Raw genomic sequence first — 19178 nt, 5'->3', positions numbered from 1 at the left:
CGGAAAAAGCCGCCATGCAAAGCTCGAGGAGACACTCCCGGAGTGGCCCCTGACCCCACCCACGAACCTGCACCGCCAGGGGCGCGAGGAACTGCGCGACCAGCCGAAACGAGACCCGCGGACGGCGACGGCGAGCAAGGGGCTGGACGAGCCCCGCAGGGGGCGCGGGGAACTGCGCGACAAGCCGAGACGAGACCGGCAGACGGCAGCGCGCAGCGCATGGCACCCCGGACGCCGCAGGGGGCGCGGGGTCCCCCAGCCTTCGGCTGGGAGGTGCCCCCGACGCGACAAGCGACAACGGTGCGGCACACGCCGGAACAAGCCCCGGGGGCACCCCGTTGGCCGAGCGCAGCGGACGCGCGGGGCCCCCCGATAGCCCGTACGGTGAGGTGTGAGGAGGCGCGATGACCGTGTCCAGCCCTCACGTCGGTGCGCTGCCGTTCGCCTTCGACGGCCTGGCCGCCGCCGTGGTCGACCGCAGCGGGACCGTACTGCGCTGGACGGTCACCGCGCAGGGCCTGACCGGGTTCACCGCCGGTGAGGTCTGCGGACGCCACGTGTCCGACCTGCTCGCCACCGACCCCGGCGGCCCCGGCGCCGCCGCCGACCGGGAGCAGGCCGATGTCCCGGCGTCGGGGCGCGTCCCGCTGCGGCACCGCCCGCAGGGGACGGTGGACGCGGTGTACCGGGCGACCCCGATGGACGGCCCCGGCGGCTCGCTGATCCTCGCGGCCCCCGCGCAGCGGGTGAGCGGCCGGGAGCGCAACGGCGCCCTGCTGTCGGCGCTCTCCGGCGAGGGCCGCCTCGAGGTGGCCCTCTACGACATGGACCTGTCGGTGGTGCAGACCGGCGCGACGGCCGGCCGGGCCGTGTGCGGCCCCGATCGGGCAGGCGGCGGCCGTCTCGGCGACGCGGCCGCGGCGGAGGACGCGGAACGGGTGGAGGGGCTGCTGCGCCGGGTGCTGAGTACGGGCGTGCCGGTGATCCGGAGTTCCGAGCGGATGACCGCACGCGACGACCCGGAGTGCCAGTGGGTGCTGTGCTGGTCGGCGGTGCGGCTGGAGGACGCGCGGGGCCGGCCGGCGGGCGTGGTGTCGGTGCTGGTCGACGCGCCGCCGGAGTCGCCGCCCGACCGGCGGCGCGTGGACTTGGTCCGCGAGATGGCCGAGCGCGTCGGCGACTCGCTGGACGTGGCGCGGACCGCCCAGGAGCTGGCGGAGGTGCTGGCGCCTGGCTTCGCGGACGTGGCGGCCGTCGACCTCCTGCAGGGCGTGTTCGACGGCGAGGAGCCGCCGCACTGGTCGGGGGACGGTGACCTGCTGCGCGGCGGCGGCACCTTTCCGCCGGACGCCGGCTGGGCCCCCGGTCCGGTCCCGGACGGCGTGCCGGTGCTGCGGCGGCCCGGCGATCTCGGGCTGCGGCACGGCCGGTACGGGGAGGCCGCGGCCCTGAGCCGGGAGGAGGTGGCCGCGGCGCTGGGCTCCCGGATGGACGAGCTGCCGCTGCCCGAGGGCTTCCACTCGGTGGCGGTGGCACCGCTGGCCGCGCGCGGCCTGGCGCTGGGCGCGGTCTCCGCGTGGCGCACGGGCGACTCCGAGCCGTTCACCGCGGACGACGCGGCGCTGCTCGAGGCGGCGGCCACCCGCGGCGCGATCGCGCTGGACAACGCGCGCCGCTACACCCACGAGCACCGGGCGGCCGGGGTGCTGCAGCAGCGGCTTCTACCGCCGGCCACCACCGACACGCCGGCCGCGGAGACCGCGGGCGTGTATCTCCCGGCGGGTGGTGGCGAGGCGATCGGCGGGGACTGGTTCGACGCGATCCCGCTGCCCTCGTTCCGGCTGGCGCTGGTCGCCGGGGACGTGTTCGGGCACGGCATCCACGCCAGCGCCACCATGGGCCGGCTGCGCACGGCGATCCAGACCCTCGCCGACCTCGAACTCGACCCCGAGGAACTGCTGACCCGGGTCGGGGACCTGGTGCAGCGCCTCGCGAACGAGTCCGAGCCGTACTACCACGACGTGGTGGTGGGCGCGACGTGCCTGTACGCGGTGCACGACCCGGTGGCGGGGCACTGCGTGATCGCCAGCGCCGGGCACCCGCCGCCGATCCTGCTGCGGGCGGACGGGCGGGCGGAGGTCGTGGACGTCTCGCCGGGGCCGCCGTTCCCGGTCGGCGGCACGCCCTACGAGTCGACCACCGTCGCCCTGCCGCCGGGCAGCGTCCTCGCGCTCTACACCGACGGTCTGATCGAGCAGGACGAGCAGGGCCACGTCGTGTCGGACCTCGACCAGGGCACGCAGCGGCTGGCGGCGGCGCTCACCACCGTGTACCGGCCGGACCGCGCGCTGGCGGAGACCGGGCACGCCGTCCTCGCCGAGCTGGGCATCGAGGCGCCGCGCGACGACGTGGCGCTGATGCTGGCCCGGGCGCGCGCCATCCCCGGGGAGAACAGGGCCGACTGGGAGTTCTCCGCGGACCTGGAGGCGGTGGCGGGCGCGCGCGAGGCGACCGCCCGGCAGCTGGCGGAGTGGGGCCTGGACGACCTGGCGTTCACGACCGAGCTGATCGTCAGCGAGCTGGTGACGAACGCGGTGCGGCACGCCCGCCCGCCCATCCGGCTGCGGCTGATCCGCGACGGCGTGCTGGTGTGCGAGGTGTGCGACGCCAGCGCCACCCAGCCGCGGATGCGCCGGGCGCGCACCACCGACGAGGGGGGCCGGGGCCTGTTCATCGTCGCCCAGCTCGCATCGCGCTGGGGCTGCCGCTACGGCCGGGACGGCAAGACGATCTGGGCCGAGCAGCCGATTCCGCGTTCCTGACGCCGCGCGTCGGCCGGGGGCGCGCCGCCATCAGTCCTGCAGCGCCGCCGTGACCGTGCCGCGGACGGCGTCGAGGTCGACGTCCCTGGCCAGGTCCGCGGGTTCGGGCATGCCCCTGAGCGGGGCCTCGACGCCGAGCAGGGTGCGGAACAGACGGGGCAGCACGCAGCGGCCGAGCAGGTCGTCGGCCAGCGCCGCCGCGTCCTGGGGCGCCGTGCCGAAGTGGTCGGTGACATACGTGGTGAGCAGGTCGCGGGTGCTGCCGTGGATGGTGTCGAAGTACGCCCGGGCGTTTTCGGGCAGCCGCTCCGCCTCGGCGATGCTGAGCCGGCAGGTGCGCACCTGCGGCTCCCAGACCATCAGTTGCAGGAACCGCCCGCAGAAGAGCACGACGGCCTCGGCGGGGTCGTCGCTGTAGTCGCCCGGTGTCCCGAGCCGGCCGAGGTAGAGCTCGTGGACGAGGTCGAGGACCGCGAGGAAGAGCCGGTCCTTGCTCTCGAAGTGGGCGTAGAGCGACCGCTTGGAGGTGCCGGCGCGTGCGGCGACGGTGTCCATCGACGCCCGCTCGTAGCCGGACTCCAGGAACACGTCCTTGGCCACGAACAGGATGTGGCGGCGCAGTTCCTCGCCGCGGCGCTGCTCGCCGCGCGGTTTCGGCTCGGTCGGTCGGCTCATCTGCGTGCATCCCGGAAAGTGAACGGTCCGGTGAACCCTAGGGCATCGCGCGGGCCGCGGCGAGCGGCCGGGCCGGGGACCGGGCCGCCCGTACCTCGCCGAGCGGTGGGGAGGCGGGGCTTCCCCTGTTTTGCACCTAGTTGCATAATGGCGTGTCGACGCGCGCACGCCCCGTGCCGCACCCCGAGGAGGAGGCCCGCGATGGCCCTGGCAGCGACCGAGTACCCGCATCTGCTCCGCCCGCTGGACCTGGGCTTCACCACGCTGCCCAACCGGGTGGTGATGGGGTCGATGCACGTCGGCCTGGAGGAGGCGCCCGGCGGGTTCGCGCGGATGGCCGCCTTCTACGCCGAGCGCGCCCGCGGCGGCGTCGGCCTGATCGTCACCGGCGGCATCGCGCCCAACGCCGAGGGGCGGCCCTTCGAGCACGGCGCCAAACTCACCACCGAGGACGAGGCGGCGGCACACCGCCCGGTCACCGAGGCCGTGCACGCCGCGGGCGGCCGCATCGCCCTGCAGATCCTGCACTTCGGCCGGTACGCCTACCACCCGGGCCTGGTCGCGCCGAGCGCGCTCCAGGCCCCGATCAGCCCGCATGTGCCGCACGAGCTGACCGGCGACGAGGTCGAGCGCACCATCGAGGACTTCGCCCGGTGCGCGGAACTGGCCCGGCTCGCCGGGTACGACGGGGTCGAGATCATGGGCTCCGAGGGCTATCTGGTCAACGAGTTCGTCGCCGCGCCCACCAACCGCCGCACCGACGAGTGGGGCGGCACGTACGAGAACCGCATGCGGTTCCCCGTGGAGATCGTGCGCCGCGTCCGCGAGCGGGTCGGTGACGACTTCGTCGTCATGTACCGGCTGTCGATGCTGGACCTCGTGCCGGGCGGGTCGACGCCCGACGAGGTGACGGCCCTGGCCCGGGCGGTCGAAGGGGCCGGCGCGAACCTGATCAGCACCGGCATCGGCTGGCACGAGGCCCGCATCCCCACCATCGCCACGCAGGTGCCGCGCGCCGCCTTCGCCCGGGTCACCAAGCGCCTGATGGGCTCCGTCTCGGTGCCCCTGGTGACCGCCAACCGCATCAACACCCCCGACGTCGCCGAGCAGTTGCTCGCCGACGGCTGCGCCGACCTGGTGTCGCTGGCCCGCCCGCTGCTCGCCGACCCGGACTTCGTGGCGAAGGCCGAGGCGGGCACGCCCGAGGCCATCAACACCTGCATCGGGTGCAACCAGGCGTGCCTGGACCACACGTTCAGCCTGCGGATCACCTCGTGCCTGGTGAACCCGCGGGCCTGCCACGAGACGGAGCTGGTGCTCTCCCCCACCCGGCGCCGCAGGCGCGTCGCCGTGGTGGGCGCGGGACCGGCCGGACTCGCCTGCGCGGTCTCCGCCGCGGAGCGCGGCCACGCCGTCACCCTGTACGACACCGCGCCCGAGATCGGCGGCCAGCTCAACCTGGCCCGGCGGGTGCCCGGCAAGGAGGAATTCGACGAGACGCTCCGCTACTACGCATACCAACTGGACTCCCACGGCGTCGAGTTGCGGCTGGGCACCCTCGCCACCGCCGTAGACCTCGCGGCGGCCGGCTACGACGACATCGTGCTCGCCACCGGTGTGACCCCGCGCGACCCCGGCATCCCCGGGTCGGACCACAGGAGCGTCCTCGGCTACGCCGACGTGCTGCGGGGCACGGCACCGGTCGGCGAACGGGTCGCCGTCATCGGCGCCGGCGGCATCGGCTTCGACGTCGCCGCGTACCTGACCGACCCCGGGGACAAGGCGGCGCAGGACCCGGAGGCGTTCTTCGCGCGCTGGGGCGTCGACCCGTCCCTGCGCGCACCGGGCGGCGTGACCGAGGCCGTCCGCGCCGCCGTGCCGCGCACCGTGCACCTGCTGCAGCGGCGGACCACCAAGGTCGGCGCGGGCCTGGGCAGGACCACGGGGTGGATCCACCGCACGGAGCTGCGGCACCGCGGCGTCACGACGACCGCGGGCGCGGCGTACCGGCGGATCGATGACGAGGGCCTGCACTACAGCGTCGGCGGGGAGGACCGCGTGCTGGCGGTGGACACGGTGGTGCTGTGCGCAGGGCAGGAGCCCCACCGGCCCCTGGACGCGGAGTTGCGCGCCCTCGGGCTGAGCCCGCACGTCATCGGGGGTGCCGACACGGCGGCGGAGCTGGACGCGAAGCGGGCCATCGACCAGGGCACCCGCCTGGCGGCGGGCCTGTAGCCGCGCGGCCGGACCCTAGGATCGGCTCATGTCGCTGCCGCACGCCATCCTCACCGCCCTGCTGGAGAAGCCCTCCTCTGGTCTGGAGCTGACCCGGCGGTTCGACAGGTCGATCGGCTTCTTCTGGTCCGCGACCCACCAGCAGATCTACCGCGAGCTCAACCGGCTGGAACGCGACGGCCTGATCCACGCGCTGCCCCAGCCGCCCAGCCGCGGGCGGCGCAAGGAGTACGAGGTGCTGCCCGCGGGCCGGGCCGAGGTGGCGCGCTGGGTGGCGGAGGACCAGGATCCGCGGCCGGTCCGCGAGCCCCTGCTGCTGCGGCTGCGGGCCGCGACCGTCGTGGGCACCGCGGGACTGGCCACCGAGCTGCGCCGCCATCTGGCGCTGCACCGCGAGCAGCTGGCCCTCTACGAGGGCATCGAGGCGCACGACTTCCCGCCGGAGCGGGCGGCCGGCGAGAACCGCCTCCAGCACCACATCCTGCGCGCGGGCCTGGGCCTGGAGACGTTCTGGATCGAGTGGCTGACCGCCACGCTGGCGGACGTCGAGGCCGGCGGGAGCGACGGGGCCGCCCGCGGCCCCGGGGAGGCGGCGGGCGTGCAGGGCTCCGGCGGCGAGGCAGGATGAGGAGGGGTCCCGGCGTCGGCCTACGCCGGGACCCCTCCGGTCCCTTCGGGCCGCAAGTCCCGCTGTTTCAGCGGGAGTCCGCTACTTCATGGCCGCCAGCGCGGCGTCCACCCCGGCCGTCGGCGAGCCCAGGCCGGTGACGGTGTCGTAGCCGGGGCCGGCGGTGCACTCGGTCCCGCAGGCACCGTTCGACCCGGACGTGATGTCCCGCAGGTAGTTCCCGCCGAGCGCGTAGACGTCCGCGTGCGCGGTGTCGCCGTCGGGGCCCGCGGAGGCCAGGTGCGGCTTGCCCGCGGCGGCCCGCAGCTGGTCGGCCGAGCCGATCACGGCGGCCCAGATCGGCGCCGCCAGGCTGGTGCCGCCCACCTCGAGCCACAGCGAGCGCAGTGTGCCGCCCTGCATCATCGAGACGTACACCGGCACACCGGTGCGCGGGTCGGCGACCATGCTGACGTCGGGCGTGGCGCGCAGCGGCGACGACTGCACGCCGTCCTGGTAGGCCGGACGCGGCTCGAAGTAGCTCAGGCCACCGCCGGTCGAGCTCCACGCGGTCTCGCCGGTGGTGGTGCCGTCGGCGTCCAGCTGCAGGTTCGTGCCGCCGACGGCGAGCACGTACGGGTTGGTCGAGGAGTAGCCGGACGGGTAGCCGGCGTCTCCGGTGGACTGGACGCACACCGAGTCGGCGAGCTCGCAGTGCCGGTCGTAGAAGCCCTCCTCGGAGAACTCCGAGGAGCCCCAGCTGTTGCTGACCGCGGCCGGATGCAACGCCGCGGCCGCGTCGTCGGCCCGCTCCAGCGCCCCCATCGAGGCGTCGGCGGACTCGACCAGGACGATCGCCGCGTGCGGGGCGACCGAGTGCACCCACTCGATGTCCAGCGCCGCCTCCTCGTTCCAGCCGGTGTTGCCGTCCGGCCGGGTGCCGTCGGCGAACTGCGTCCGGAAGTCGAAGCAGTCGGTGCCCGCGTCCGCCGAGCCGCAGGTCTGCGGCAGGCCGAAGTGCTCGGCGAAGTGGTTCAGGTCCGCCTCGGCCGTCGGGTAGTCGTAGGCGTCGACGATGGCGACGGTCTGCCCGGTGCCGTCGCCCTTGAGGCCGAGCCGCGCCGAGATCTGCTGCGGGGTGTAACCGCGGGTCGTCTCGGCGGCGTTGGCGGCGCCGTCGCTCTGCGCGGCGGCCGCCGGGAGGGTGGCCTTCACCTGGACCGGCAGCGCCGTGCGGGCGATCGGCAGTGAGGCGCCGGGCAGCGGACCGGCACTGGCGTCGGCCGGTGCGGCCTGGGTGGGCCGCGACTGGTCCGGAGCGGCCGTCGTGCCCGGGGCCGTCACGCCCGTGGCGCTCGCCCTGCTGCTCTTCGCCGTGGCGCTCTTCGCGGCGGCGTCCGGCGTGGTGCTCCCGTCGTCGGTCAGCTGGTACGTCGACACGCCGTGCGGGTAGTAGTCCGCGGCGAAGCCGCCGGAGCCCACCTGCTGGAGCGACAGGTCGTAGTCGCGCCAGTCGAAGGCCAGGCCGAGGATGTCCGTCGCCTTGCCGCCGTCCAGGTCCACGCGCTGGACCGCGTTGGCGCCCAGGGCGAACGCCCTCGCGTCGTGCAGCAGCGTGCTGCCGTCGGTCGGCAGCGGGGCGCCGAAGGCCCACAGTCCCTGCTCCGCGGCGACGAACGCCTCGGTGCCGTCCGCGGTGTCGGCGACCACGCCGCTCGTGGAGTTGAGGAAGTCGGAGACCTCGTAGGGGGCGGCGTCGCCCGGCGGGTAGACGGTGGTGTCGAACTGCTTGGTCTCGACCAGGCCGATCGCCTTGGCGGCGGTGAAGGACTCGAACGAGACCGCGCCGGCCGTCGTGTGGCTCGCCGCCACGTCGCCGGTGCGGGTGTCGAGCATCTCCACCAGGTGCGTGCCGGCGGACAGTTGGCCGCGGAACGCGAAGGCCGCGGCGTGGCCGTCGGCGCCGGGGACGCCGGGGTCGGCGAGCACGCTCGAGCCGGGGGCGACCCAGGCGGCGCTGCCGGAGTCGTCGGTGGCGCGGGTCCACACGGGAGTGCCGGTGGCCGCGTCCAGGCTGACGGCGGTCGGCGCCGGGTCGGAGACCGTGGCGGTGCCGGTGGCGGGGTAGGCGCCGCCGTACTCGAGGAGCAGGTGGCCGGCGCCGTCGGTGGCGGCGGTGGAGAACACCAGCGCCTTGCCCTTGGTCCCGGCGGGCCGGTAGGTCCAGTTCACGTCGCCGTCCGCTGTGTACGCGGTCAGCGTGCTGCCGGGCACCACGATCTGCGAACCACCGTGCCCGTCGCCGGTCACGGTCACCGCGCCGACGTAGGAACCGTGCACGGCAACCTGGCTGCGCACGGCGCCCGTACGGGCGTCGAGCACGGCGAAGCCGGTGCCGGTGGCGGCGACGAGGGAGTCGGCCGGGCGGCCGTGGCGGTCCGCGAACCGTCCCTCCTGGAGCCGGTGGACCGAGCCGCCGACCGTGGCCCGCCACAGGATCGCCGCGGTCCCCTTCTTCAGCGCGCGTCCGTCGAGCGCGAACACGCCGCGGCTCTGGCCGCCGACGACCAGGTCCTTGACGCCGTCACCGTTCACGTCGAGGGCGACGGCGGCGTACGGGTCGCCGAGCAGCGGGAGGGTCTGCGCGCTCCCGTCCTGCGGGTCGGTGAGGTAGGCCGTCTCGTCGTAGCCGACGGTGAGCAGCCGCCCGTGGTACGCGGTGAGCTGGTCGCCGGAGACCGCGCCCTCCTTCTTCCAGTCCACGCTGCCGTCGGCCGCGTCGAACGCGAGCAGCTGGGTGTGCTCGGGGCCGTTCTGCAGGGCGGCGGTGTCGGGCGCGGGATCGGACACGGAGGCGACGACCTCGCCGTTGCCGTGCGTGTCGTAGTCCAGGGCCATCACCGGCGCGTTGGGGCCGCCGACGGTCGAGGCGGTGGTGTACGACCAGGTGGTGCCGCCCTGGGCGTCCCAGCCGGAGACGGTGCTCCGGCCGTCCGTCAGGTCGGCGTTGATGCCCAGCTCGGCGACGGCGTAGCGCGCCTCCTTGCCGTGGGCGTCGGGGACGACGCGGAACGCCTCGGGGATGGTGCCCTCGCGGGAGGTCACCACCGCGCGGGCGCCGGAGTGCGGGTCGATGCTGGTGAGGTCCCAGCGGACCTCGTCGAACGGGTCGTTCTGCTCGACGACCAGCACCCGCCCGGTCTGCGGGTCCTGGGCCAGCATCCGCGGGTACCCGGGGGTCCTGGTGTCGACGGCGACGTGGCCGTCGGCGCCGTCCAGCACCAGGACGTGGCCGGCGGCGGGGCGCGGGGTGCCGAGGCCGAACGGCGTGTCGGACCAGGACGCGGTGATCCGCCCGCCGCCGATGCTCTGCAGGTCGCCCCAGTGGGCGTTCGGCGCGTGGGTGGAGTACGTCCAGGCCGCGGTGCCGGTAAGCGTGCCGCCGGCGGCCCGCCCGAAGCGGTAGGCCGTGAGACTGCTGCGGCTGTCGCCCTGCTCGGGCGTCGGGTCGTACGTCCAGTCCGGCCCGGTGGAGTCGGCGACGACCAGGGTGCCGTCCTGGACCAGCATGTTGCCGACGTAGCCGGGGATCAGCTTGCTCCAAGCCGTCTTTCCGGTGCGGCCGTCGAGGATGGTGACGAAGGTGCCGTAGTCGAGTTGGGAGCCGGGCGAGGTGAACGGCCGGAACGGGTAGTCGGCGACGGCGTAGGCCACGGCGACGTCCGCGACCCCGTCACCCGTGAAGTCGGCGGTCGCGTACGGGTGCGTGCCGGTCGTCGACATCCCGTAGGGGTTGTAGCCCTCGTACAGGTTCGGCAGGTACGGGTCGGGCTGGTACCAGAGCGTCGGCTGGACCTTCCAGTCCTGGTACAGGGACGTGGCGGTGCGGTTCCAGACGGGCGTGCCGTGGGCGTCGTAGCGCGTGACGGTGCCGCCGGAGAAGACGCCCACCCAGTCGTCGGTGCCGCCGAGGACGGCGGTCTCCGCGTAGCCGCGGGCGGTCTCGGCCTGGCCGGTCTCCTTCAGGCCGAGCGTGCCGGACGCGTCCGTGCCGGCCGTGGCACCGGAACCGGCCGTCGCGCCCGGGGCGCCGCCGCTGCCGGAACCGGCCGCGGGTGCGGTGGCGCTGCTGCTGCCCTCCTGCGCGGCCACCTGTCCGGGCGTCCCGTCGACGCGGTTCTCGAAGCGCTTGCTGAGCCTGGCGATGCTGCCGGCGTCCAGGTGGATGCCGTGCCGGCCGCGACCGCCGTCCGCGGCGCCGGCCGGGCTGCTCGCGCTGGCCGCCGGTCCTGCCAGCAGGGCGGCGCCGACCGCCAGCACGATGGCGGCCGTGCCGGCGCGTATGCCCCTGGTTCGGCCCCTGGTTCGTCTCATGGTGTTCCGTCACTTCCGTCTCGGGCGCCGCGGCACGGCCCAACAGGCACGCCGCCGCACGGGGAGTGGCAGAACTCTGACAGCGCGGTCCCGCGAAAGGGAGGGCGAAGCGTGACCGATTCCGGTCAACTGCTGGTATCGGCCACTGGTTACACTGCCGCTCCGGGTGCGCCGCCGCAGGCGGCCGAGGGTGCCGCCGCGATCCGGCGGCCGGGGAAGGGGTGCCGTGCTGGAATCCGTGGGCCTGGACGAGTCCACCGAACGCGTCTACCGCGTCGTGCTGACCCGGTCGCCCGTCAGCCTCCCGGAGCTGGGCGAACTGCTGCCCGACCTCACGCCGGCGGCCGCCCGCAAGGCCGTGGAGACGCTGCTGCAGGCCCAGTTGGTCGAGCAGCTGGCCGGCCGGCCGGTGCGCTACGGCGCGGTGGACCCCCGGCTGGGGCTCGCGGCGCTGATCCGGTCCCGGCGCGACGACCTGGACCGCACGGCGTCCGCCCTGGAGGTGTACGCGGCCGAGTTCCACGAGCGCATGCTGCGCACCGACATGCACCGGCTGATCGAGGTGATCGAAGGCCCGGCGGCCATCACCGCCCGGCTGTCGGAGCTGATGGCGGGCGCGGAGCGGGAGGTCCTCGCCTTCGACGCGCCGCCCTACGTGACGGTCGACGGCACCGCGTCGGAGTCCGAACTCGACCTGCTGCGGCGGGGTATCGGCGTGCGCGCCCTGTACGCGTCGGAGGTGCTGGAGATACCCGACCGGGCCGAACGGCTGCGCGCGCTGGTGGGCCTCGGGGAGCAGGCGCGGGTGGCGCCCCGCGTCCCGCTGAAGATGGTCCTGATCGACGGCCGGGACGCGGTGATCCCGCTCACCGCGAGCGCCGAGGGCACCCGCACCACGGCCGCCCTGGTCCGCCGCTCACGGCTGTGCGACGCGCTGGGCGAGCTGTTCGAGGCCCACTGGGCGCAGGCCGTGCCGGTGTTCTCCCGCACGGTCGCGGCGGGCGACGCCCACCCCGACCTCTCGCCCGCCGAGCGGGCGCTGCTGCACCTGCTGAACGCCGGCCTCAAGGACGAGGCGATCGTGCGCCAGCTCTCCGTCAGCGAACGCACCCTGCGCCGCCGCATCACCGACCTGACCGCCCGGCTCGGCGCAACCAGCCGCTTCCAGGCGGGCGCGCAGGCGGTCCGCCGCGGCTGGCTGTGACGGCACCCGCGCACGCGCGGAACGGGGCCGGGCGGCCGTACGACGCGCCCGGCCCCGTCAGCGGCGGCGGGGTCAGACGGTGGCCACGCCGTTGGAGTAGCGCTTCATGTTGTAGACGGCGAAGCCGTTCTGCACCGGGTCGCCGGCGCCGTTGACGGCGTGCAGCATGCCTCCCCCGCCCGGGCCGTTGAGGCACACGGTCATCAGGTCGGTGAACACCACGCCCGGAGTGTCCGGGACCTCGTAGGTGTGGTCGGTGTAGATGTCGGCGTTGAGGTTGAAGAAGCAGTAGCTGCCGAGGCCCCACGCCTGGTGGTCCCGGACGTGGTCGCCGACCTTGTAGGACGCGTAGCCGTTGGTGGAGCCGTGCACCCAGGCCGACTGGGTCGGCACGTCGTACGGGTTCTCGTTCTGGAAGAAGTAGGTGCGGCCGTGTTCGCCGTTCCAGATCACCTCGTACTTCTGGTAGTGCTCGACGAACAGCCCGTAGGCGGTGACGTGGTCGCCGTTGACGGCGATGCCGGTGTCGGCCGGGTTGACCGCCCAGCCCACCGTGCCGTCGAGGCCGTGGTCGGCGCGCCACAGCCACAGGTGGTCGAGGATCACGTCGTGGCTGTCGATCTGGACGCTGACGCCCGCGCCGCCCGCGACGGCGCCGCCGATGCGCGCGAACACGTCGAAGAGCACGGTCGGGTCGTTGTCGTGGCGGTGGCGGCCACAGCCGTCGCCGACCTTGAGCAGCACCGGGGTGTGCGCCGAGGCCGCCTCGATCAGCACGCCGGCGACGGTGACGCCGTCGACGTCCGCGACGTCGATCAGCGTGTTGCCGTGCGTCGAGCGCAGCGTCGTGTAGCCCAGGCCGAGCACGATCGTGCCGGGGCGGGACACCTGGATCGTCGAGGACAGCTCGTACACGCCCGGGGTGAACAGCAGGTGCTGTCCCCTGGCCAGGGCGCGGTTGATGTCGGCGGCCGAGTCTCCCGGCCGGGCCACGAAGAAGCGCGACAGCGCGACGCCGTGGCCGGCCGCGCGGCCGCCCGCCCAGGTGGTGCCGGTGCTGTCGCGGCGCAGGGCGGGCACGAAGACCTGGTACGACCCGTGCCTGTCCACGGTCAGGAACGGCTTCTCGCGGACGACCGGCGTGCGGTCGATCGTGGTCATCGGCGGCGTCGGGAAGCTCTGCGCGGGCGCGCCCTGGGCGCCGACGAACACCATGTTCCAGTTGGAGCCGGTCCAGCTGCCGAAGGTGTCGTTGCGCGACAGCCACTGCTGCTGGGAGCCGGACTCGACGTAGCCGTCCACCACGCTGTCGGCCAGGAAGCCGCCGCTGGACCAGCGGTTGCCGGGCGGGCTCGGCCACAGCGTCATGTTGCCCTTGACGTGCACCCGCCGCATCGGCCCGGCCTGGGCGACGGCCCACCGGTTGAGGCCGTCCGGCGGCACGATCGTCAGGTTCTCCGCGGCGCGCCAGAAGTTCTGCGTGCCGTTGCCGTCGAACCACTGGGCGTCGACCGTGACATGGCCGTTGATCACCACGTCGTCCGGGCTCTCGCCGAGTCCCAGTACGTGGGTGTAGAAGCCGACGTTGATGTCGACGGTGTAGGTGCCCGGCATGAAGGCCAGCGCGTACCGCTCGCTGCCGAACTGGTTGGACTGCTGTGTGGTGAACACGGCGTCGACCTGCGCCTGGATCGCCGCGTCACCCATCGACGGGTCGAACACCAGGACGTTGGGGCCCAGTCCGGCGCTGTGCGGCGACCCGGCGGGGGACGCCGACGGCGACGCGGACGAGGCGCGGGCGGACCCGCTGGAGACGGCGCCGGCCAGCGGAACCGCTGCGGCGGCCGCCGCTCCGCGGAGCACGGTGCGGCGAGAGGGAATGACGGACACGGCTCTCCCTGAAGTGGTGGATGCGGAGGACATTGCGGCTGGTCCTCAACCGCCAGAGAGCGCTCTCAGGGGGAGAGTGAATCATCGGCGCCATGCAGCGTCAATAAACAGGACGACCCAACTCGGCTCGCCCGTCCGGTTCGTGACGGTGGCACCGGTACGCGTCATTGACGGGGTCATGACGCCTGAGTAGGTTGCGCGAGAGCGCTCTCTCAGCGCCCTACTACGCGTTCGGCGCCACCGGCTTCGACGCCTCGACGGCGCTGAGCGGCCTGGTGCACCAGGCCTCGACCGCCACCGACGACCGGCCGGGCCTGAACTACCTCGACGCGCCGGGCTACATGCCGCACGACGGCAGTTACGGGTGCTGCAACTTCTACGGTCCGGCCGCCACCACGCTGGAGTACGCCACGGCGGACTTCGCGGTCTCCGCGCTCGCGAAGGCGCTGGGCGACAGCGCGAACCGCACCACCTACCTGGACCGCGCGCAGAACTGGCGGAACGTGATCAACCCGGCCTCGGGCCTGGTGCAGTCCCGCAACGCCGACGGCACCTGGGTCGGCGGCTTCGACCCGACCAGCGGCGACGACATGGTCGAGGGCGACTCGTTCATCTACACCGGCATGGTGCCGTTCGACCTCGCGGGACTGGCGCAGGCCAAGGGCGGCGGCACCGCGATGACCCACTACCTCGACACGGTGCTGCGCAGCTTCACCGGCGACAGCGGCTACGCGTGGGTCGGCAACGAGCCGAGCATCGAACTGCCGTGGGAGTACGACTACACGGGCGCCCCGTACAGGACCCAGGGGACGGTCCGCGCGATCCAGGACCAGATCTGGCGCGACGCGCCCGACGGCCTGGCCGACGGCAACGACGACCTGGGGGCGATGAGCGCCTGGTACGTGTGGTCGGCGCTGGGCATGTTCCCGGAGACCCCGGGCACCTCGGACCTCGCCCTGGGCTCGCCGATGTTCACTCAGGCGGTGGTGACCCTGCCGTCGGGCGGGACACTGACCGTCAACGGCAACGGCGCGGCGGACAACGCGCCCTACGTGCAGTCGGCGACCTGGAACGGCGCCGGCTGGAACAACGCCTACGCGCCGGCCGGCGCCGTCACGTCCGGCGGCACCCTCGACTTCACGCTCGGCACGAGCGCCGACACCTCGTGGGCGACGGCCGCTTCGGCCGCTCCCCCGTCGTACGGCGGCGACCCGGTCGCACCGCCGTCGCCGCGCACCGGCCCGATCACCTCGGCCGTGTCGGCCGGCCTGTGCCTGGACGACGCGGGTTCCTCGACGGGTGACGGCAGTCACGTGCAGATCTACGGCTGCGACGGAACGGCCGCCCAGGACTGGACGATCGCCGACGACGGCACGGTCCGCACCCTGGGCAAGTGCCTGGACGCCGCGAGCGGCGGCACCACCAACGGCACGCTCGTCCAGTTGTGGACCTGCAACGGCTCCGGGGCGCAGCAGTGGAAGGCGGGGGCCGCCGGCTCGCTGGTGAACCCGCAGTCGTCGCTCTGCCTGGACGATCCCGGCTCCTCGGCCACCGAGCGCACCCAGCTCCAGCTTTACACCTGCAACGGCAGCGCCGCGCAGAACTGGACGACCCCCGCTGCCCCGGCGGCCAGGTCGGGCAACGTCGTCGCGGGCGTGTCCTCGTCGCTCTGCGTGGACGACGCGAACAACGCGGCCACGGACGGCAACCCGGTGCAGGTCTGGGGCTGCAACACCACTGACGCCCAGAAGTGGACGGTGGCCGCCGACGGCACCCTGCGGGCGCTGGGCTCCTGCCTGGACGCCGACCACTCCGGGACCACCAACGGCACGCTGATGCAGCTGTGGACCTGCAACGGCACCGGAGCGCAGCAGTGGGAGGCCACGGCCTCCGGCCAGCTGGTGAACCGCCACTCGGGCCTGTGCCTGGACGACCCCAACTCCTCGACCACCGCCGGTACCCGGCTCCAGCTCTACACCTGCAACGGCAGCTCCGCACAGAAGTGGACCCTGCCGTCCTGACCGGATCCACCTGGACGGCGGCGCCCGTCTCCCCTGCTCCGGCAGGGAGACGGGCGCCGCCGCGTGGAGCACCATCCCGCGCCGCCTCCGACGGCGGCGAAACGGCGGCGCAAAGGGACGATCGGGTGGCGGACTTAATTCACGGAGTTGCATTGTTGACCGGCTGCCGGCGGCCCTTCGAGAATCGAGGCATGGCCGGACGGACGCACAGCCCGCACACCACGCCGAGGAGGGCGGACCGCCGCCCGTACCGTTCCGCGCTCCGCTGTCGACGCACCGCTCGCGGCTGCCGGGTCGCCGCCGCCCGCACCCGTCGCTAGCACGCCGACCTGGCCGGCGGGCCCGCGCCCCGCACGCCGGCCTGCCACGGGACACCCGGCATTTCCGTGCCCGGCAGGACCCGAAAGCATTTCCGCCGCCTCCAGGCCACGCTCACCCGCACCAGGCGATTCCGTCATGCGGCCGGGCGGTCGTCTCGATCACTCCGTGACGGCGCCATCGCACCGTTCCGCCATGCCGTCATCGAGCCATTCCGTCATTCCGTCATTCCGTCGTTCCGTCGTTGCGCCCTTCCGCTACCCCGCTGCCCCGCCATTCCGTCACGCCCGATCGGACACGCCATGAGCCCGCAATTCCTGTGGTACATCCCCAACACCGTCGAACCGGGCCACCGGGGCGACGACACGACCGACGGGTGGGGGTCCGTGGAGTACGCCACCGACCTCGCACTCGCCGTCGAGCGGCACGGCTGGGGCGGCGCCCTCATCGGCACCGGCTGGGGGCGTCCGGACACCTTCACGCTCGCCACGGCACTGGCCGCCAGGACCACGGTGTTCCAGCCGCTGATCGCCGTCCGGCCCGGCTACTGGCAGCCCGCGCACTTCGCCAGCGCGGCGGCGACCCTGGACCGGCTCAGCCGCGGCCGGGTGCTGGTGAACATCGTCAGCGGACTCGACCACCTGGCCGCCTACGGCGACGGGAAGGCCGATCCCGCCCAACGCTACGACCGCACGCGGGAGTTCCTGCAACTGGTGCGGCGGCTGTGGACCGAGGAGCGGGTGACCTTCCGCGGTGAGCACTTCGAGGTGGCGGACTCGACGGTGAGCCCGCACCCGTACCGGTCGGGTGAACGGGTCCATCCCACGCTGTACTTCGGTGGTGCCTCCGAGGCCGCCGAGCGGGTGTCGGCCGCCGAGGCGGATGTGCAGCTGTTCTGGGGGGAGCCGCTGGACGGGCTGGCCGAACGCATCGACCGGCTGCGGGCGTTGAGCGCGCGCCTCGAACGGCGCCACAAGCCGCTGGAGTTCGGACTGCGGATCACCACCGTGGTCCGCGACACGACGGAGGAGGCGTGGCGCGCCGCCGAGGAGAAGGTCGCGCGGATGGCGGAGCGGGACGGTGAGCAGACGTGGACGGGCGACCGCCGGACGGCCGTGGGTCAGCGGCGGCTGCTTGATCTGGCCGCCCGGGGCGACGTGCTCGACACCTGCCTGTACACGGCGCCGGGGCGGTTCGGCGGGGGCGGCGCGGGCACGACATGGCTGGTCGGCTCGGCGCGGGAGGTCGCCGAGGCGCTGGACGCGTACCGGCGGCTCGGCATCACGCACTTCGTGCTGTCCGACACTCCGTACCGGGAGGAGATCGCGCGCATCGGCGACCAGCTGCTGCCGAGGCTGCGTGCCGCGGACGCCCCGGTCGGCTGATGCCGGACGGCCGGCGGCGCGGGGCCGACGGCCGGGGGTCCGTCGGGGCGGGAGCCGTCCGGCGTCCTTGCTACGCCTCGGGCCGGCTGGGGGTCGCGGGTGCCTTCCCGGGGTCGGCGGCCCACTGCAGCACGAAGCGCAGGGCGTCCTGGGACGGGGAGTCGGGCGGCGCGGTGTAGGCGATCAGCTGCTGGTCGGGGCGGGTGTCCACGGAGAACTGCTGGACGTCCAGGGTGATCGGGCCCGCCAGCGGGTGCAGGTAGGTCTTGGTGAGCTGGCGTGGCCCGCGCACCTGGTGGTCGGCCCACCACGTCCTGAAGTCGGGGTCGTGCAGGCTGAGTTCGCCGATCAGGGTGGCGAGTGCCCGGTCCTTCGGGTGGCGGCCGGCCTCCATGCGCAGCACGGCGACGCACTCGCGGGCGGCGCGCGTCCAGTCCTGGTACAGGGCGCGGAAGTCCTCGTCCAGGAAGGTCAGGCGGATCAGGTTGCGCTCGGCGGGCGCGAGGGCGGCGAAGTCGGTGAGCAGGGCGGCCGCGCCACGGTTCCAGGCCAGGACGTCCATCCGGCGGTTGAGGATCATGGCGGGGACGTCGTGCATGGTCGACAGCAACTGCTGGAGCTGCGGGTCGACGTTCGGCCGGGCCGCCGCCGGGGGGGTGGTGGCGGGGGTGACGTCGGCGACGGTGAACAGGTAGTCCCGCTCGTCCGGCGCGAGCTGCAGGGCGTCGGCGAGGGCGTCGAGCACGGGGCGGGACACCCGCCGGGTGCGCCCCTGCTCCAGGCGCACGACGTAGTCGATGCTGACGTGCGCCAGCTGGGCCAGCTCCTCGCGGCGCAGCCCCGGCACGCGCCGCATCCGGCCGTCGTCGGGGAAACCCAGTGTCTGCGGGTCGAGTCCGGCGCGGCGCGCGCGCAGGAAGTCGCCCAGTTCGTTGCCGCCGGAGGCGGTGCCCTTCGCGTCCATGCGTCCAGTGTCCGTCGGGCCGGCGGAAGCGTGCCTGGTACTGGCGTGCATAGGCAGAGTCCTCCCTGGTCGCGGCGGTGCCGGCGGCAGAAGGTGGGGGTGTGGCCGCGACCGGCGGCCGCGGGGCCCGACTCCCGGGCCCTCCCCGGGCGGACCCGGCGATCGCCGTGGCGACCGCCGCACCGCACCCGACACGACTGGAGCACTCCATGCGTACCGACGTCACCTTCCTCAGTGCCGGCCTGAAGCTCGCCGGGCACCTCTACACCCCCGACGGCGCGAGCGCGGGCCCGCGTCCGGCGATCGTGGTGAGCCACCCCGGCACGGGCGTCAAGGAACAGGCGGCCGGCCTGTACGCGCGGCACCTGGCCGAGCGGGGCTTCGTCACGCTGACCTTCGACGCGGCCTACCAGGGTGAGAGCGCGGGCGAGCCGCGCGGTCTGGAGGACCCGGCGCAGCGCGTCGAGGACATCAGGGCCGCGGTCTCCTTCCTCGCCGTGCGGGACGGCGTCGATCCGGCGCGGATCGGCGCGCTCGGCATCTGCGCCTCCGGCGGCTACGTGCTGTCGTCCGCGGCGTCCGACCACCGCATCAGGGCGGTCGGTACCGTCTCGGCCGTCGACATCGCCCGCCAGTTCCGCAACGGCGCGGACGGCACGCAGGACCCGGCGGTCTTCCAGGGC

Annotated in this window: 11 protein-coding genes; 7 read left to right on the top strand and 4 right to left on the bottom strand. The window is 74.1% G+C overall.

Annotation, left to right across the window (positions count from 1 at the left end):
• The first annotated feature begins 404 nt into the window (after positions 1 to 404).
• Complete coding sequence (locus BMW99_RS37160; RefSeq protein ID WP_075018339.1) at positions 405 to 2822, top strand: ATP-binding SpoIIE family protein phosphatase; 2418 nt, start codon at positions 405 to 407, stop codon at positions 2820 to 2822.
• Positions 2823 to 2852: 30 nt separating this feature from the next.
• On the opposite strand, the gene BMW99_RS37155 is transcribed toward BMW99_RS37160, so the two are convergent.
• Complete coding sequence (locus tag BMW99_RS37155; RefSeq protein ID WP_069462263.1) at positions 2853 to 3497, bottom strand: TetR/AcrR family transcriptional regulator; 645 nt, start codon at positions 3495 to 3497, stop codon at positions 2853 to 2855.
• 201 nt (positions 3498 to 3698) lie between these two features.
• Between BMW99_RS37155 and BMW99_RS37150 the strand changes: the two genes are divergently transcribed.
• The gene (locus BMW99_RS37150; protein ID WP_069462262.1) at positions 3699 to 5732 is read left to right on the top strand and encodes an oxidoreductase; all 2034 of its coding nucleotides are present in this window, start codon (positions 3699 to 3701) and stop codon (positions 5730 to 5732) included.
• A gap of 28 nt (positions 5733 to 5760) precedes the next feature.
• Positions 5761 to 6360, top strand: a complete 600-nt coding sequence (locus tag BMW99_RS37145) for a PadR family transcriptional regulator (protein WP_069462261.1) — start codon at positions 5761 to 5763, stop codon at positions 6358 to 6360.
• A gap of 81 nt (positions 6361 to 6441) precedes the next feature.
• Here BMW99_RS37145 and BMW99_RS37140 read toward each other — a convergent pair whose 3' ends face one another.
• Positions 6442 to 10713 carry a PQQ-binding-like beta-propeller repeat protein gene (locus BMW99_RS37140; RefSeq protein ID WP_143080613.1) on the bottom strand — a complete coding sequence of 1424 codons (4272 nt, stop codon included), beginning with the start codon at positions 10711 to 10713 and terminating at the stop codon, positions 6442 to 6444.
• A gap of 226 nt (positions 10714 to 10939) precedes the next feature.
• On the opposite strand from BMW99_RS37140, the gene BMW99_RS37135 reads away from it, so the two are divergent.
• A complete protein-coding gene (locus tag BMW99_RS37135; protein ID WP_079138697.1) occupies positions 10940 to 11917 on the top strand; it encodes a helix-turn-helix transcriptional regulator in 978 nt (325 codons plus the stop codon).
• 72 nt (positions 11918 to 11989) lie between these two features.
• Here BMW99_RS37135 and BMW99_RS37130 read toward each other — a convergent pair whose 3' ends face one another.
• A complete protein-coding gene (locus BMW99_RS37130) occupies positions 11990 to 13807 on the bottom strand; it encodes an adenylyl cyclase (protein WP_245791781.1) in 1818 nt (605 codons plus the stop codon).
• Positions 13808 to 14001: 194 nt separating this feature from the next.
• Between BMW99_RS37130 and BMW99_RS37125 the strand changes: the two genes are divergently transcribed.
• The gene (locus BMW99_RS37125; RefSeq protein WP_245791780.1) at positions 14002 to 15828 is read left to right on the top strand and encodes a lectin; all 1827 of its coding nucleotides are present in this window, start codon (positions 14002 to 14004) and stop codon (positions 15826 to 15828) included.
• A gap of 620 nt (positions 15829 to 16448) precedes the next feature.
• Entirely contained in the window at positions 16449 to 17531 is a 1083-nt protein-coding gene (locus BMW99_RS37120; RefSeq protein WP_075018337.1) for an LLM class flavin-dependent oxidoreductase, read from the top strand.
• A 70-nt stretch (positions 17532 to 17601) separates the two neighbouring features.
• On the opposite strand, the gene BMW99_RS37115 is transcribed toward BMW99_RS37120, so the two are convergent.
• On the bottom strand, positions 17602 to 18495 hold the full coding sequence (locus tag BMW99_RS37115) for a helix-turn-helix transcriptional regulator (protein WP_069465301.1): 894 nt from the start codon (positions 18493 to 18495) through the stop codon (positions 17602 to 17604).
• Between the two features lie 209 nt (positions 18496 to 18704).
• Between BMW99_RS37115 and BMW99_RS37110 the strand changes: the two genes are divergently transcribed.
• Positions 18705 to 19178 (top strand): alpha/beta hydrolase (locus tag BMW99_RS37110; RefSeq protein WP_177226150.1); only part of this gene is annotated, 474 nt, incomplete at its 3' end.

This window comes from Actinacidiphila rubida (assembly GCF_900110255.1).
GTDB classification, from domain to species: domain Bacteria; phylum Actinomycetota; class Actinomycetes; order Streptomycetales; family Streptomycetaceae; genus Actinacidiphila; species Actinacidiphila rubida.
This window is presented reverse-complemented; position numbering and strand designations above follow the sequence as displayed.

Excerpts from the sequence above, each read along its gene's own strand:
- BMW99_RS37115 (WP_069465301.1), bottom strand. The coding sequence starts at position 18,495 with ATGGACGCGAAGGGCACCGCCTCCGGCGGCAACGAACTGGGCGACTTC.
- BMW99_RS37120 (WP_075018337.1), top strand. The coding sequence starts at position 16,449 with ATGAGCCCGCAATTCCTGTGGTACATCCCCAACACCGTCGAACCGGGC.
- BMW99_RS37140 (WP_143080613.1), bottom strand. The coding sequence starts at position 10,713 with ATGAGACGAACCAGGGGCCGAACCAGGGGCATACGCGCCGGCACGGCC.
- BMW99_RS37155 (WP_069462263.1), bottom strand. The coding sequence starts at position 3,497 with ATGAGCCGACCGACCGAGCCGAAACCGCGCGGCGAGCAGCGCCGCGGC.
- BMW99_RS37150 (WP_069462262.1), top strand. The coding sequence starts at position 3,699 with ATGGCCCTGGCAGCGACCGAGTACCCGCATCTGCTCCGCCCGCTGGAC.
- BMW99_RS37145 (WP_069462261.1), top strand. The coding sequence starts at position 5,761 with ATGTCGCTGCCGCACGCCATCCTCACCGCCCTGCTGGAGAAGCCCTCC.
- BMW99_RS37160 (WP_075018339.1), top strand. The coding sequence starts at position 405 with ATGACCGTGTCCAGCCCTCACGTCGGTGCGCTGCCGTTCGCCTTCGAC.